At 63.9% G+C, this 14853-nt stretch carries 6 protein-coding genes; 5 read left to right on the top strand and 1 reads right to left on the bottom strand.

Annotated features, from left to right (window positions below; all coding sequences use genetic code 11):
* The first annotated feature begins 83 nt into the window (after positions 1-83).
* Together AC6BYQ_RS00670 and AC6BYQ_RS00665 are read left to right on the top strand one after the other, a co-directional pair.
* On the top strand, positions 84-1541 hold the full coding sequence (locus AC6BYQ_RS00670) for an amino acid permease (RefSeq protein WP_498056092.1): 1458 nt from the start codon (positions 84-86) through the stop codon (positions 1539-1541).
* Positions 1542-1651: 110 nt separating this feature from the next.
* Complete coding sequence (locus AC6BYQ_RS00665; protein ID WP_309531241.1) at positions 1652-2272, top strand: helix-turn-helix transcriptional regulator; 621 nt, start codon at positions 1652-1654, stop codon at positions 2270-2272.
* Positions 2273-2319: 47 nt separating this feature from the next.
* Here AC6BYQ_RS00665 and AC6BYQ_RS00660 read toward each other — a convergent pair whose 3' ends face one another.
* Entirely contained in the window at positions 2320-4509 is a 2190-nt protein-coding gene (locus AC6BYQ_RS00660; RefSeq protein ID WP_498056091.1) for a TonB-dependent siderophore receptor, read from the bottom strand.
* 202 nt (positions 4510-4711) lie between these two features.
* On the opposite strand from AC6BYQ_RS00660, the gene fes reads away from it, so the two are divergent.
* From fes to AC6BYQ_RS00645, 3 genes are read left to right on the top strand one after another with little or no spacing between them, the layout of a single operon-like run.
* Entirely contained in the window at positions 4712-6019 is a 1308-nt protein-coding gene (gene fes, locus AC6BYQ_RS00655) for an enterochelin esterase (RefSeq protein WP_498056090.1), read from the top strand.
* A 30-nt stretch (positions 6020-6049) separates the two neighbouring features.
* Complete coding sequence (locus AC6BYQ_RS00650; protein WP_019455380.1) at positions 6050-6274, top strand: MbtH family protein; 225 nt, start codon at positions 6050-6052, stop codon at positions 6272-6274.
* Positions 6275-6325: 51 nt separating this feature from the next.
* Entirely contained in the window at positions 6326-14848 is an 8523-nt protein-coding gene (locus tag AC6BYQ_RS00645; protein ID WP_498056089.1) for an amino acid adenylation domain-containing protein, read from the top strand.
* The last annotated feature ends 5 nt before the right edge of the window (positions 14849-14853 follow it).

Below are 14853 nucleotides of genomic sequence, written 5' to 3'. Positions count from 1 at the left end.
GGTTAGAGCGCCCTCGGGCGTTTCATTCCTGCTGCAACCGCACATCGGTTGCTTAATCGCCTTAACGACGGACAGGTAACACCATGACAAAAAACCACTGCGATCGGCTGAGCCCAGGTTCAGCCGAGGGGCCTCACTGTGCCCAAACCCTGCAGCGCGGACTGAGTGCGCGCCACATTCAACTGATTTCGATCGGCGGCGCCATCGGCACCGGGCTGTTTATGGGCTCCGGTAAGACCATCGCGCTGTCGGGCACCTCCATCGTGCTGACTTACGCCATCGTCGGCTTTTTCATGTTTATGGTGATGAGAGCGATGGGGGAGCTGCTGCTCACCCGGCTCGATTACCGCTCGTTCGCCGATTTCGTCTCGGAATACCTGGGGCCGCGCGCCAGCTTTTTTCTCGGTTGGTCCTACTGGCTGAGCTGGGTGGTGACCTGCATCGCCGACGTGGTGGTGTGCGGCGGCTATGTGCAATATTGGCTGCCGAACGTTTCGCCCTGGCTACCGGCGCTGTTGACGCTGGGGTTCCTGTGTCTGTTCAACATGCTGTCGGTCAAGATGTTCGGCGAGGCCGAATTCTGGTTCGCCATGATCAAGGTGGTGGCGATCGTCGCGCTGATCGCCACCGGCGCCTGGATGGTGTTCAGCGGCTGGACCTCGCCGGACGGCGTGACCGCATCGCTGCATAACGTCACCGATCCCGCCATTTTCATGCCGCACGGCATCTTCGGTTTCTTCGCCGGTTTCCAGATCGCCATTTTCTCCTGCACCGGCATCGAACTGCTGGGCACGATGTCGGCGGAGGCCAAAAACCCCGAGAAGGTGCTGCCGAAGGCGATCAACGCCATCCCGGCGCGCATCATCGTCTTCTACGTGTGCTCGATGCTGACCATTATCGCCGTTACCTCGTGGAGCCATATCTCACCGGACAGCAGCCCGTTCGTGATGCTGTTCGATCAGGCGGGGCTGCCGGCCGCCGCCGCGATAATCAACTTTGTGGTGCTGACCTCGGCGATGTCCTCGGCCAACAGCGGGGTCTATTCCAGCACCCGCATGCTGTACAGCCTGTCGATGGAAAAGCACGCCCACGGCCAGTTCCGCATCCTGTCGCGCACCACCGCCATTCCGATCCGCAGCCTGCTGTTTTCCTGCTTCTGCATGGTGGCCGGCACCTTGCTGCTGGTGCTGGTGCCGAACGTGATGACGCTGTTCACCATCGTCTCCACCGTGGCGGCGATCCTGGTGGTTTACAGCTGGGGCATGATTTTGGTCGCTTATCTGGTGTATCGCCAGAAACGACCGGAACTGCATGCCGCTTCCCACTTCAAAATGCCGGGCGGGGTCGTGATGGCCTGGCTGACGCTGGCGTTCTTCGCCTTTACGCTGGTGCTGATGGTGTTCGATCGCGATACGCTGATCGCGCTGTGCAGCATGCCACTCTGGTTTACCGCGCTTGGCCTGGTCTGGCGTTATCGGGTGCGCGACAGTCTGGCGCGCGAGAGCTACGTGTTTTATCAGCACGGCGCCGAGGCGGAATAACCGGCGAAGCAGGCGCGGCCGCCGCCGGCCCACTCGGCAAGCGGCGGCAACTGCGGTATGCTAAGCGGCTGAACAGCAAACCAAACCGGGCTATACGGAGACACCCCAGCGTGCCGAACACTTCTTCTCAACTCGAACTTTTGCGGTCGGTCGCCGACGGCATCGCGGCGCTGTTTTTCCCGAATGCGGAAGTGGTGATCCACGATTTGACCACCAACAAGATAGCCTATCTGGCGAACAACCTGTCGAAACGCAAGCCGGGCGATGACGCCGGGCTGGAGGACTTCACGCTCGACGACGACGTCAGCGTGACCGGCCCCTATGAAAAGCTGAACTGGGACGGCAAAAAGATGCGTTCGGTGAGCATCGCCGCGCGCGACGAGCAGGGCAACCCGAGCTATCTGCTGTGCATCAACCTGAGCACCGCGATGTTCGAGGATGCCCGCAACGCGCTGGATATGTTTTTATCGGTCACGCGATTGCAGCCGCAGCCGCAACAGCTGTTCAAAGACGACTGGCAGGAGAAGATCAACACCTTCCTGCATGACTGGCTGCGGCGCGAGAACGCTGCACTCGGCGCGCTGAGCCGCGAGCAGAAGCGTCGCCTGGTCAGCGATCTCTATCATCAGGGGGCGTTCAAGGCTAAAAGCGCGGCGGATTACATCGCCAACGTGCTGTCGATGGGGCGCGCCACGGTGTACAAACATCTGCGGGAATTGAAGCAGGAGTAAAGGCGGCGAGAAAGCGGGAAAGGGGCGGCGATGGCCGCCCCTTGTCGTTACCAGCGGTAGTTGACCGAAGCGATAATGCTGCGGCCGCTGCCGTAGAAGCAGGCGTACTCGCCGCTGCACGATGAAACGTATTTCTTGTCCGTCAGGTTCTGCACGTTGAGCTGGAGCGCCGCGCCGCGCAGCGCCGACGAAGCCTGACCGAGGTCATACTTCACCATGGCGTCGTACAGCGTGTAGTGCGGCACGTCGTACTGGCCGGTGGCGTCGGCCGGCGCATCGCCGATGTAGCGCACGCCGCTGCCGACGGTCAGGCCGTTCAGCGCACCGCTCAGGAAGCTGTAGCTGCCCCAGGCGGATGCCGCATGGCGCGGGATGCCCGCCGGGCTGTGGCCGATTTCATCCGCCGAATTGGAGTCTTTGGTCACCACGTCGGTGTAGGTATAGGCGGCGGTCAGCTTGATCTCCGGCGTCGGCTGAGCGTGCACTTCCGCCTCAATCCCCTTGGATTTCACCTCGCCAATCTGCTCGTAGGTGGAGGTGAGACGGTTATAGGACGCCACGTTGCGTTGGGTAATGTCGAACCAGGAGAGGGTCAACAGCGTGTTGCCGCCCGGGATCTGGTACTTCACGCCCACCTCGGTTTGCTTGCCGGTGGTCGGCTTGAGCGGATCGGCGCCCGGCGCGCTCGGATACAGGTTAGGATCGAACGAGGTGCTGTAGCTGACATACGGCGAAATACCGTTATCAAAGGCGTAAAGCAGCCCCGCGCGGCCGGTAAATTGCGCATCGTTGTAAGTCTGCTCTTTACCGCCGACGGTGCGATCGCGGGTGTTGACCTGCGACCAGTCCTGGCGGCCGGACAGCAGCAGGTTCCAGTCATTCCACTCCAGCTGGTCCTGCAGATACACCCCAACCTGATTCAGCGTTTTCAAGTCGCTGGAAGCCAGCGTCAGCGCGCTGCCATCAATGCTGCTATGCGTCGGGTTAGCCCAGTCGATCGGGTAGTCGTTGCCGCGATCGCGATACATCTTCGAATCGATATGGCTGTAACGATAATCCAGCCCGCCCAGCACGGTGTGTTTCACCTCGCCGGTATCGAACAGGCCCTTCAGCTGGTTATCCACGCCAAACTCGTTGGTCATCTGCGTTTCATGCTGCGCCATGCGGGTGACGGTGTGGTCGTTGACCTTCGAGTTTACGTTATAAACCAGATATTTATAGTCTTCATCGCGGTGGGTGAAGCGCAGGTTCTGGGTAAACGACAGCGCATCGTTGAAGTTATGCTCGAGGCTGTAACCGATCGACGCCTGCTCGCGCCGCGACTTGTTGAAGCTGGGCTCGCTGACGTTGAAATCGTAAGGCACGTAGCCCGCGCTGGTCGGGAACAGCGTGCCGGCGCGCGGCAGGAAGTTGCGCGACCCGGCTTTCGGATCGTTCTGGTAGCTGGTCAGCAGCGTAAAGCTGGTGTCTTCGTTCGGCAGCCAGGTGAAGGCCGGGGCGATAGCCACCCGTTGCTGCTTGCTGTCTTTGACGAACTCATGTTCGGTTCTGGCGATGCCGTTCAGGCGGTAGAACAGGGTGTTGTCGTCGTTGAGCTTGCCGCCGAAATCGAACGCCGTTTCCGCCAGATGGCGGTTGCCGGTGCTGAATTTAACTTCGTGAATGCTCTGGGCGGTAGGGCGCTTGCTGGTCATCACTACCACGCCGCCGGGGCTGACCTGACCGTACAGCACGCCGGCCGGGCCGTGCACCATCTCCACGCGCTCCAGCAGCCAGGGATCGATCTGCCCGGCGCCGCCGTTTTGGCTCGAGAGGCCAAAGTGCAGGCCGTCGAGCAGCTTGGGCGCATAGCGGAAGCCACGGCTGATCACTTCGTCATTGCGGTTGGAGTTGCCGCGGTAGGTGGTGATTACCCCGCTGGTGTAGTTCAGCGCGTCGGCGACCGACGCCGGTTCCTGGTCGTTCATTTGTTCGCGCGTGACCACGGAGATAGACTGCGGCGTCTTGCGCAGCGGGACGGCGGTTTTGGTGCCGGCGGCGCTCTCTTTGGCGACGATCCCTTTGACCGGCGCGGTCACGCTGTTTTGCGCGTCGGCGGTCACCAAAATCGTCTCGTCCGCCGCGGCCGACGCGCTTTGCGCGAAGGGCAGTAAAGCCAGCGCCGATCCCAGCAACAAACGCCTGGCGGACATCGCCTCGGCATTTTTGTTGTCCATCCCTTTGTTTTTAATCTTCATTATCTCTCCTGAATACCTGCTTTTGTGTGTCATGCCACCCTGATAAACCCCGAAATGCCGACGAGCGTGCTTTGCCTCATCAACGCGGAAGCGTCGTGTTTGCACGACGGTAAAAATCCGACAAATAGTATTGAAAATGATAATGAGTATCAATACGATTGTCAGGTTTTGTAAAAATCACTCATGTTATGTAAGGGGCGCTATGGAGTTTTTGCCGGAAAAGAGGCCAGACAACGGTCATGAGGGATTGGCGGCGCAATGGCTGCGTGAAGAGACGGCAGGGCAGCGCGCATGGTGGCAGAAGGTTGCCGCTCACGGCACGCCCATCGTCGAGCCGTACGACGACAGCCACGTCAAAATGACCTGGCTATGGCGCGACCCTGCCGGCGATGAGCAGTGCTCGCCGATACGTCGCGTCTATGCCGATATCAACGGCATTACCGATCACCACAGCACGTCTCCCAGCAGCCTGACCCGGCTCCCCGGCACCGACGTTTGGTACGGCGCGGCCGTTATCGATCGCCGCTGGCGCGGCGGCTACAGCCTGATCCCCATCACCGACCGGGAGCTTCCCCCGGTATTCAGCGACGAAGAAACGCTGCGCGATCGCCAGCAGCGCGCCTGGTGGATCTCTTTGTTCCCGCTGGCGATCGCCGATCCGCTGAATCGCCTCTCGCTGGGGCCTTCGCATCGCCTGCGCCCGGTTTCCCTGGCCCAGGGGCCGGATGCCGACGACCAAAGCGCCTGGCAGGCCGCCGATCGGCCGCTGGAACAAACGCGGCTACAGCTCTTGCAGTGGCGCAGCGAACGGCTGGGCACCCAACGGCGCGTCTGGCTGTATGCCAGCGGCGACGCCGAGGTGAAAGCGGAGCGTCCACTGGTGCTGCTGCTCGATGGCCAAAACTGGATCGAGAGGCACGCGCTGTTGCCGGTGATCGAGAACGAGACCGCAAAAGGGCAGCTGCCGCCGGCATGTTGGCTGCTGATCGATGCGATCGATGGCGAACACCGGGAAAACGAACTGCCTTGCAACGCCGCTTTCTGGCAGGCGGTAATCGACGAACTGTTGCCGCAGGCGCAGCGGCGCGAACCCTTCAGCGAGGCGGGCGCGCGCACCGTGGTCGCCGGCCAGAGCTACGGCGGGCTGGCGGCGCTGTACGCCGGCCTGCACTGGCCAGAACGCTTCGGCCACGTGCTGAGCCAGTCCGGCTCTTTCTGGTGGCCCACGGTGCAGTTCGTTACCCAGTTCGAAAAGCGCCACGAGCTGGAGGAAGGCTGGCTGATACGCCAGGTTCGGCAACGCCGCGCGGCGGCACCCACGCTCACCGTGCTCCAGCAAGCCGGCGATCGCGAGGCGGACATCGAATTCGTCAATCGCCAGATGCACGAGGCGCTGACGGCGGCGGGGCACCGCGCCGATTATCGCGTGTTTTCCGGCGGCCACGATGCGCTGTGCTGGCGCGGCGGCCTGGTGGACGGCGTGCGCCAACTGCTTTGCGCGATGAAATAACCCACACATGTTGACAGACTGGTAAGGCAAATGACTCAGGAACAACAAAACCCGTTCGATGACGAAAGTCTCCGTTTCTCCGTATTGATCAATGCGCAGCAGCAGTATTCGCTGTGGCCGCAGTTTGCCGATACGCCGCCGGGGTGGCGAGTGCTGATGGGGCCGGCGGCGCGCGGTGAATGCATCGACTACATCGAAACGCACTGGCAGGACATGCGGCCGGCGTCGTTGAAAGCGACGGATGCGCAGCGTTAATCGCGCAGCAACCACATCGCTACATTCCGTTTGAGGAAAAGGACAGACACCATGTCAGAAACGCTTTCATTGCCGGATACTCAGGTCGAGTACCGGGATTATCCGCTGGTTGCGGCACAACCGGGGATCTGGATCGCCGATCAAATCGCGCTGCGTCGCAACAGCTTCGCCGTGGCGCATTACACCGAACTGCATGGCGATATCGATCGTCCGGCGCTGGAACGCGCGATCCGTCAGGGGCTGGCGGAAGCGGATACGGTTCAGGCGCGGTTCTTTGAGGCGCAGGACGGCCAGCCGGCACAACGCTTACCGCTCAGTGCGGATCCCGCGCGCGTGGAGGCGCCGGAGTGGTTCGATTTCAGCGCGCGGCCGGACGCCGAACAGGCGGCGCTGGCGCTGATGCACGACGATCTGGCTCAGGAATTGCCTGCGGACGGCGAGCGGCCGCTCTATCGCCATGCGCTGATCCGTATCAGTGCCGATCGCTGGTTCTGGTACCAGCGTTTTCATCACCTGACCCTGGACGGCTTCAGCTTCGAGGCCATCACGCGCCGGATCGCCGACATCTATCGCGCGCTGCGCCACGGGCTGTCGCCGGCGGCCTCGCCATTTACGCCGTTCGGCAAGGTGGTGGAAGAGTTTCAGCAATGGCAAACCTCGCCGGCGCGACAGCGGGCGGCCGAGTTCTGGCGACAGCATCTGCGCGATCTGCCGTCGCCGCTGTCATTATCGACGGAAAGCCGCGAGGTTGAACCGGGTACCCGGCCGCTTAAACAGGCGTTGGTGCTGCCTGAGTCGCTGTTTGACGCCGCATTGCGCATCGACGCGCTGCAGTCGCTGCAACCGGCCGATATCGTCACGGCCGCATTGGCGATATACCTGGCGCGCATGAGCGGTGAAACCCGCTTTTCAGTCGGTTTTCCTTTCATGCGCCGCATGGGTTCACAAGCGCTGGCGGCGGCCGGCCCAGTGGTTAACGTGCTGCCGCTGCTGCTGAACGTGACGCCGGAGATGTCGCTGGCGGAGGTCTGCCAGGCGACCGCAACGGAAATCAAACAGGCGCGCCGCCATCAACGCTATGAAGCGGAGCAGATCAAACGCGACCTCGGCCTGGTCGGCGGCCATCAAGAGCTGTACGGCCCGGTGATTAACGTCAAGGTTTACCACAGCGCCTTGTCCTTCGACGGTCAGGCGGCCGTTACCCATACGCTGGCGATGGGGCCGGTCGATGATCTGGAGTTTGAGATCGGCTTTCGCAACGGCGTGCTGACGCTGTCGTTGGTGGCCAACCCGGCCAAATACTCGCCGCGTACATTACACTGTCACGCAGAGCGCATCGGCCATTGGCTGCAGCAGCTGGCGCGGCAACCGCAGCAACCGATCGGACAGCTGGCGTTAATCAGCGAAGGGGAACGGCGTCAACTCGCGGCCTGGGGGCGCGGCGCTGAACTGACGCCGCCGGCGGGCATGATCTCGATCATGGACGCTTTCCAGCGTCAGGTTGAGCGGCAGCCCGAGGCGTTGGCGGTGGTCTGCGGCGATGTGCGACTCAGCTACCGTCAGCTCTGCGAACGGGTGATGCAACTGGGGCGTGTGCTGATCGAAAGCGGCATCGGCGCCGAAGACGTGGTGGCCATCGGCATTCCGCGTTCGGTGGACACGCTGGTTGCGCTGTTCGGCGTGCTGGCCAGCGGCGCGGCCTATATGCCGCTCGATCTGGACTATCCGCGTGAACGCCTGACGCTGATGTGCGACGACGCGCGGCCGGTGATGTTGCTGACCCACCGCGCCACGCAGGCAAACATGCCGGATCTGCCGCAGGTGCTGTGCCTGGACGACGCATCGTGCCTGGCGCGCTGCGCGGCCGCCGAAGCCACGCCGATAACGGACGAAGAGCGGCGTGCGCCGCTGAATGAAGCGCATCTCGCCTACATGATTTACACCTCCGGTTCGACCGGCAAACCCAAGGGCGTGATGTCCACCCACCGCGGGCTGCTGAACCTGTTCTTGTCGCATCAGGCCTCGCTGTTTGGCCCGGCGATTGAAAAATTCGAGATCCGCCACGCGCGGCGTCTGCGCGCCGGCCATACCGCCTCGTTCTCTTTCGACTCCTCCTGGGAACCGCTGTTCTGCATGATGATGGGCAGCGAACTGGTCATCTTCGATGAGGAGCTGCGCCGCGATCCCTGGGCGCTGCTCGAACAAACCCAAAAGACGCCGATCGATCTGCTGGACATCACGCCGTCGTTCTTCTCGCAGTTGGTGGACTGCGGTCTGCTGAAGGGGCAGTTCCCGCTGCCGTCGTTCGTGATGATCGGCGGTGAGGCGGCGACGCCGACGCTGTGGAACCTGATGCAACAGCATCCGGAGGTGGAGATCCACAACTATTACGGCCCGTCCGAATACACCGTCGATACCCTCGGCGCGCCGGTCACGGCCGCCGATCAGCCGGTGATCGGTCGCCCCCTCGCCAATACCTCCGTCTGGCTGCTCGACAGCCGCCTGCAGCCGGTGCCGATCGGCGCGGCGGGCGAGCTGTACATTTCCGGCAAGGGCATCGCGCGCGGTTACCTGCGGCGCCCGGATCTGACGGCGGCGCGCTTTGTCGCCAACCCGTTCGTCGACGGCGAGGTGATGTACCGCAGCGGCGATCTGATGCGCTGGAGCGCGGAGGGGCAGCTGGTGTTCATTGGCCGTACCGATCATCAAATCAAGGTGCGCGGTTTCCGCGTCGAGCTGGGTGAGGTGGAAAGCGCACTGGCCGCCTTGCCGGACGTGGGGCGGGCGGTGGTGATCGCCGAGCCGATCGGTGCCACCTATCGTCTGATCGGCTACTGTTCGGTGCAGGATGACGCGCGCCGCGCCTCGCCGGCGCTGCAAAGCGAGCTGATGGGGCAGTTGGCGCAACGGCTGCCGGATTATATGGTGCCGGCGATCCTGGTGGTGATGCCAGAGCTGCCGCTCAACGTCAACGGCAAGATTGACCGTCAGGCGCTACCCAAACCGCAGGAGACGCTGGCGCAAAGCATCCGCGAGCCGGCCACCGAGCAGGAAAGGCTGATTTGCCACGCCATGGCGCAGCTGCTGGGCATGGATCGCGTCGGCGCCGACGACGATTTCTTCGCGCTCGGCGGTGACAGCATTTCGGCGATGGGGCTCGGCACCGCCCTGCGGCGCAAAGGCTATCTGCTGCGCCCGCGCGAAATCTTCGCGCTGCACACCCCGGCACGCATGGCGCAGGCGCTGCAGCCGCTGGCCGCTGACTCTCAGGCCCCTCGCAGCGTGCAGCAAGGCCCGATCGACGGGCTGCCGATCCTGCACTGGTTTGCCGAGACGGGCGAGCTTCATCGCCGCTTCGCGCACGGCGTTTTCCTGCGCGTGCCTGCCGAGCTGCAACCGGAACAGCTGCGCTATGCGTTGGAACAGCTGCGCGCGGCGCACCCGGCGCTGGGCGCGCGGATCCGCGATGGCCAGTTGGTGGTTGAAACCGCCGCCGCCGGTGAGCTGATGCAGGTTGATACCATATCCGGTGAGCTGGAGCTAGCGGCGGAGCAGGCGTTTGATGCCGCGCTTGACCATCTCGATCCGGCGGCCGGCGCCATGATGCAGGCGAGGTTGTTGCAACGGAATGGCGAGAGCCTCGGGCTGGTGCTGACGATTCACCACCTGGTGGTCGACGGCGTTTCCTGGCGCATCCTGCTCGACGAGCTGAGGCAGGTGGCCGACGGCGCCATGCAGGGGCAGCCGATTACGCTGCCGCCGGAAGAGACTTCGCTCTATGAATGGTCCGCGCGTTTACGGTCCGACGCTGAACGCCGGGAAACCGAGCTGCCGTTCTGGCGACGGATGCTGGCGGACGGCACACCGCGTTTGGGGCGCCGCGCGCTGGATCCGCAGACCGATCGCACCGGCGACGTGTCGGAAAAACGCACGCTGCTCGACAGCCGGTTGACCGCTGCGCTGCTGGGCGCATTGCCGCAGGGGTACCGCGCTCAGGTTGAAGAGATCATGCTGTGCGCGCTGGCGCTGGCCTGCCGTCGTCGTTTCCAGGCCGCTTCGCTGCGCTTCTCTTTGGAGTCGCACGGCCGCGCCGAACTGGACGACGGCCTCGATCTGGCGCGCACCGTCGGCTGGCTGACGGCGGAGTATCCGCTGTGCATCGAGCTGCATGACGCCGAGCACCACGAGGCCGTGCGCGCGGTGAAGCGGGTGACGCGAGCGGTGGCCGATCGCGGCGTCGGTTACGGCCAGCTGCGCTATCTGCATCCGCAGCGTGACGAACTGGCGGCGCTGGCGCAACGCAACGCGCCGGAGATCCTGTTCAACTACCTCGGGCGCTTCAGCCAGGATGAGGGGTACTGGACGCCGCAACGCAGTCAGACTCGCTTCCGCGATGCCTTCGCCGTGGCGCAGGATGCGCAGCAGGCGCTGTCGTATGGCCTGGAAGTGAATATCTTTGTCGAAGAGCGGCGCGACGGCGCCTGCCTGGCGATCAACTGGAGCTGGCTGGAGGGGATTTTCAGCGAGAGCGACATTGCGGAATTGCATAACGGCATCGAGCAAGCGGTGCGCGCACTGTGCGAATTTGCCGAGCGCCATCCCGAACGGGCTGCGGCGACGTTGGTGGCGGCCGAGATCGCACAGCCGAACGTCGACGATGAGGCGCTGCGCGCCTGGGAGCGCGAATATGGACCGTTGACCGCCGCGCTGCCGCTGTTGCCGTTGCAACACGGCCTGCTGTTCCATGCGCAGACGGCGCAGCAGGGCGGCAGCTATAACTCGCTGACGCGCCTGAGCCTCTGCGGCGAACTGGACGCTCATCACCTTCAGCAGGCGCTGGATGCGGTGATTCGCCGCCATCCGCAGCTGGCCGCCCGATTCAACCGCGAGGGCGAGCCGTTGCAGCTGATTCCACAGCTCAGTCAACGGGCAACCCATTGGCCGCTATACAGTCACGCACTGCCGCCGCTGTCCGCCGAACAAGAGGCGCAGGCGCTGCATGAACTGGAGCAGGAAGAACTGCGGCGCGATCTGTTTAATCAGCCGGGCGCAATGCTGCACGCGCGGCTGGTCAAACACGGCGACAGTGAACGCTACACGCTGTTCCTTAATGCGCATCACCTGATCGTCGACGGCTGGTCGACGCCGGTGGTGCTCAACGATCTGATGCTCGCATTGCGCGAGGGGGAATCGGCGCTGCCGCCGCTGCGCTCGAACTATGCCGATATCGTTCGCCGCCTTACCGCGCGGGATGCCGACGCCTCGCGCCGCATCTGGCGTGAAACGCTGCAGGATGTGCGGCCGACATTGTTGTTCGGTGAAGCGCAGGACGATCGCGTGCATGAGCTGGAAATGACGCTGCCGCCGGCGGAGGAAAGGCGTTTGCTGACCCTGTGCCGCGAACGCGGGTTGACGCTCAATACCCTGATGCAGGGCATCTGGGCGTTGCAGCTGGCCAGCGCTTGCGGCCATCAGGACGTGGTGTTCGGCTCGCCGGTTTCCGGCCGCTTTGGCCAGATCGATGGGGTGGAAGAGCACGTCGGTCTGTTCAGCAATACGCTGCCGGTGCGGGTGTGTCTGCAGCACGATCGTTCGTTGACGGAACAACTGATCGAGCTGCAACACCGGCAGATTGAACTGCTGGAGCACGACGATTTGGGGCTGGGGGAGATCCAGCACCAGGCCGGGGCGGGTACGCTGTTCGATACGCTGTTGGTGGTGGAAAACTACCCGGACAACGACGAACTGCTGGGCGGCGCAGGTGCGCTGCGCTGCGACGCCATCCGCAACAAAGGCTACACCCACTATCCGCTGACGCTGCTGGTACTGCCGGGCGAGCGTTTGCGCCTGCTGCTGGAATGCCGCTCTTCGGTGCCGCAGCCTGAACGCTTCGCCGCGCGGCTGATGGCGCTGCTGCAACAGTGGATAGCGCAGCCGGATCTGCCGCTGCCGCGTTGGCAACTGCAAACGCCGCAGGAACAGGCGCTGATTGCCGCGGTCAACCGCACCGGTCAGGCGGTGGCGGACACCACCTTGCATCGGGCGATCGCCGATCAGGCGCGGCGCACGCCGGAACGTATCGCGCTGCAGGATGCCGGGCACAGCCTCAGCTACCGTGACATGCAGCGCCAGGCCGCACTGTTGGCCGAACGGTTGACGGCGGCCGGCATTCAGCCGGGCGATATCGTCGCGGTGGCGTTGCCGCGATCGGTGCGCCTCAGCCTGGCGCTGACGGCGATTGTGCAGACCGGCGCCGCCTGGCTGCCGCTGGATACCGGTTACCCGGACGAGCGGCTGGCCTACATGGTGGAAGACGCCAAACCGCGGCTGATTATCACCGAAAGCGCGTTGGACGCCCGCTTTGCCGCACTGGCGCCGACGTTGCTGTTCGATGCGCTGGACGACAGCGGCCGCGAACCTGCGCCGCGCCCACCGGCGGGGAACGGCGATTATCCTGCCTATGTGCTGTATACCTCCGGCTCTACCGGACGGCCGAAAGGCGTGGTGGTGAACCACCGGGCGATCGTCAACCGTCTGTTTTGGATGCAGCATGAGTATTCGCTCGATGCGCAGGATGTGGTATTGCAGAAAACGCCGTGCAGCTTTGATGTTTCCGTCTGGGAGTTCTTCTGGCCGCTGATGGTCGGCGCGCGCCTGGTGATGGCGCCGCCGGAGGCGCACCGCGATCCGCAGGCGCTGACGACGTTGATCGACGACTATGGCGTGACCACGCTGCATTTCGTTCCGTCCATGTTGGCTATCTGGGTGGAGGCGCTGAATGAACGTGCACCGCAACGCGCCGCCGCCAGCCTGAAACGCGTGTTCTGCAGCGGCGAGGCGCTGTCGTGTGAACTGGCTTCCCGCTATCAGGCGTTAGTCGCCGCGCCGCTGCATAACCTGTACGGTCCGACGGAGGCGGCGGTCGATGTCACCTACCAACCGGCGTCCGGTGCGGCCCTGGCGGCGGTGAGCAGCGCCGGCGTGCCGATCGGCAAACCGGTCTGGAACACTCAACTGAGCATTCTCGACGCCATGCTGCGGCCGGTGCCCGTCGGCTGCGCCGGCGATCTCTACCTGCGCGGCATTCAGCTGGCCGATGGCTATCTGCATCGGCCGGGGCTGACGGCGCAGCGGTTTGTCGCCGATCCTGCCGGCAACGGCGCCCGCATGTATCGCACCGGCGATATCGCCCGCTGGCTGGAAGACGGCAGCGTCGAGTATTTGGGCCGCAGCGACGATCAGCTGAAGATCCGCGGCCAGCGCATCGAGCTGGGTGAAATCGAGCAGGCGCTGCTGGCACAGCCGGGTGTCGCGCAGGCGGCGGTACACGCCATCGAACTGGGCGAGGGCGCGACGGGGCTCGGCGGCGCCGATATGCGGCAGTTGGTCGCCTGGCTGATCGCCCAACCGGGCGTGACGCTGGATACCGGCGTGCTGCATCAGGCGCTGGAGGCGCGTTTGCCGGCGCATATGATGCCGGTCAGCTATGTCATGACCGACAGTTTCCCGCTCAGCGCCAGCGGCAAGCTGGATCGCAAGGCGTTGCCGCGGCCGCAGCTGGCCCTGCAAGCCGGGCGTGCGCCGCAGGGCGACAGCGAGCGCCTGCTGGCGGCGCTGTTCGGGGAACTGCTGGGGCGCGAGACGGTGTATGCCGACGACGACTTCTTCGCACTGGGCGGCCATTCGTTGCTGGCGATGCGCCTGGCGGCTGAGCTGCGGCGGCGCGTTACCCGACCGTTGAGCGTCGGGCAGATCATGTTCGCCCGCAGCCTGGAGAAGATGGCGCACCTGCTCGATGACGCGCAGGCGGCCAACTCGGCCGAAAGCCGCGGCGTCGGCGAGTGTCTGCAGCTGCGGACCGGCCAAGGCCCGGCGCTGTTCTGTCTGCATCCGGCTTCCGGTTTCGCCTGGCAGTATTCGGGGCTGAGCCGTTATCTGCCGGGGAACTATCCGATTATCGGCCTGCAGTCGCCAAGGCCGGATGGTGCCATCGCCACCTGCGAGGATATCGAGCAGATGGTCGATCGTCATCTCGCCACTCTGCGCCGCATGCAGCCGCAGGGGCCGTATTACCTGCTGGGCTATTCGCTTGGCGGCACGCTGGCGCATTCGATGGCCGCGCGTCTGCAGCAGCAGGGCGAAGAGGTGGCGTTCCTCGGCATGCTGGATACCTATCCGCCGGAAGGTCAGGATTGGACCGGCCCCAGCGAAGAGGAGGCGCAGAAAGAGGTGGCGCAGGAGCAGGCAGAGTTTATGGCGGAAGATCATGGCGATCCGGCGCTGATGGCGGAGAAGGCGGCGATGTTCGACAGCATTGTCGCCAACTACCGCGATGCGGTGCGCATTCTGTCTCAGGCGCGCAGTCGGCGTTTCCACGGTACGGCGACGCTGTTTGTCGCCGACCGGACGCTGCCGCCAGAGATGGATATCAACGCCGTGTGGGCACCGTATCTGGATGGTCTGATCTGCCATCACCAAGGCTGCGAGCACGCCGACATCCTGTCGCCGGCCTCGCTGGAGACGCTCGGGCCGCTATTGCATGAGTTGCTGACGCGGCGCTACGGGTTGGTATAACGCAA

Source organism: Serratia sp. LTN-2 (assembly GCF_059740205.1).
The sequence above is the reverse complement of the archived record's forward strand: the minus strand, read 5'-3'. Positions and strand labels throughout refer to the sequence as shown.

What these genes read in the sequence shown, in the direction of transcription:
- AC6BYQ_RS00670 (WP_498056092.1), top strand. Translation starts at nt 84, where the DNA reads ATGACAAAAAACCACTGCGATCGGCTGAGCCCAGGTTCAGCCGAGGGG.
- AC6BYQ_RS00645 (WP_498056089.1), top strand. Translation starts at nt 6,326, where the DNA reads ATGTCAGAAACGCTTTCATTGCCGGATACTCAGGTCGAGTACCGGGAT.
- fes (WP_498056090.1), top strand. Translation starts at nt 4,712, where the DNA reads ATGGAGTTTTTGCCGGAAAAGAGGCCAGACAACGGTCATGAGGGATTG.
- AC6BYQ_RS00660 (WP_498056091.1), bottom strand. Translation starts at nt 4,509, where the DNA reads ATGAAGATTAAAAACAAAGGGATGGACAACAAAAATGCCGAGGCGATG.
- AC6BYQ_RS00650 (WP_019455380.1), top strand. Translation starts at nt 6,050, where the DNA reads ATGACTCAGGAACAACAAAACCCGTTCGATGACGAAAGTCTCCGTTTC.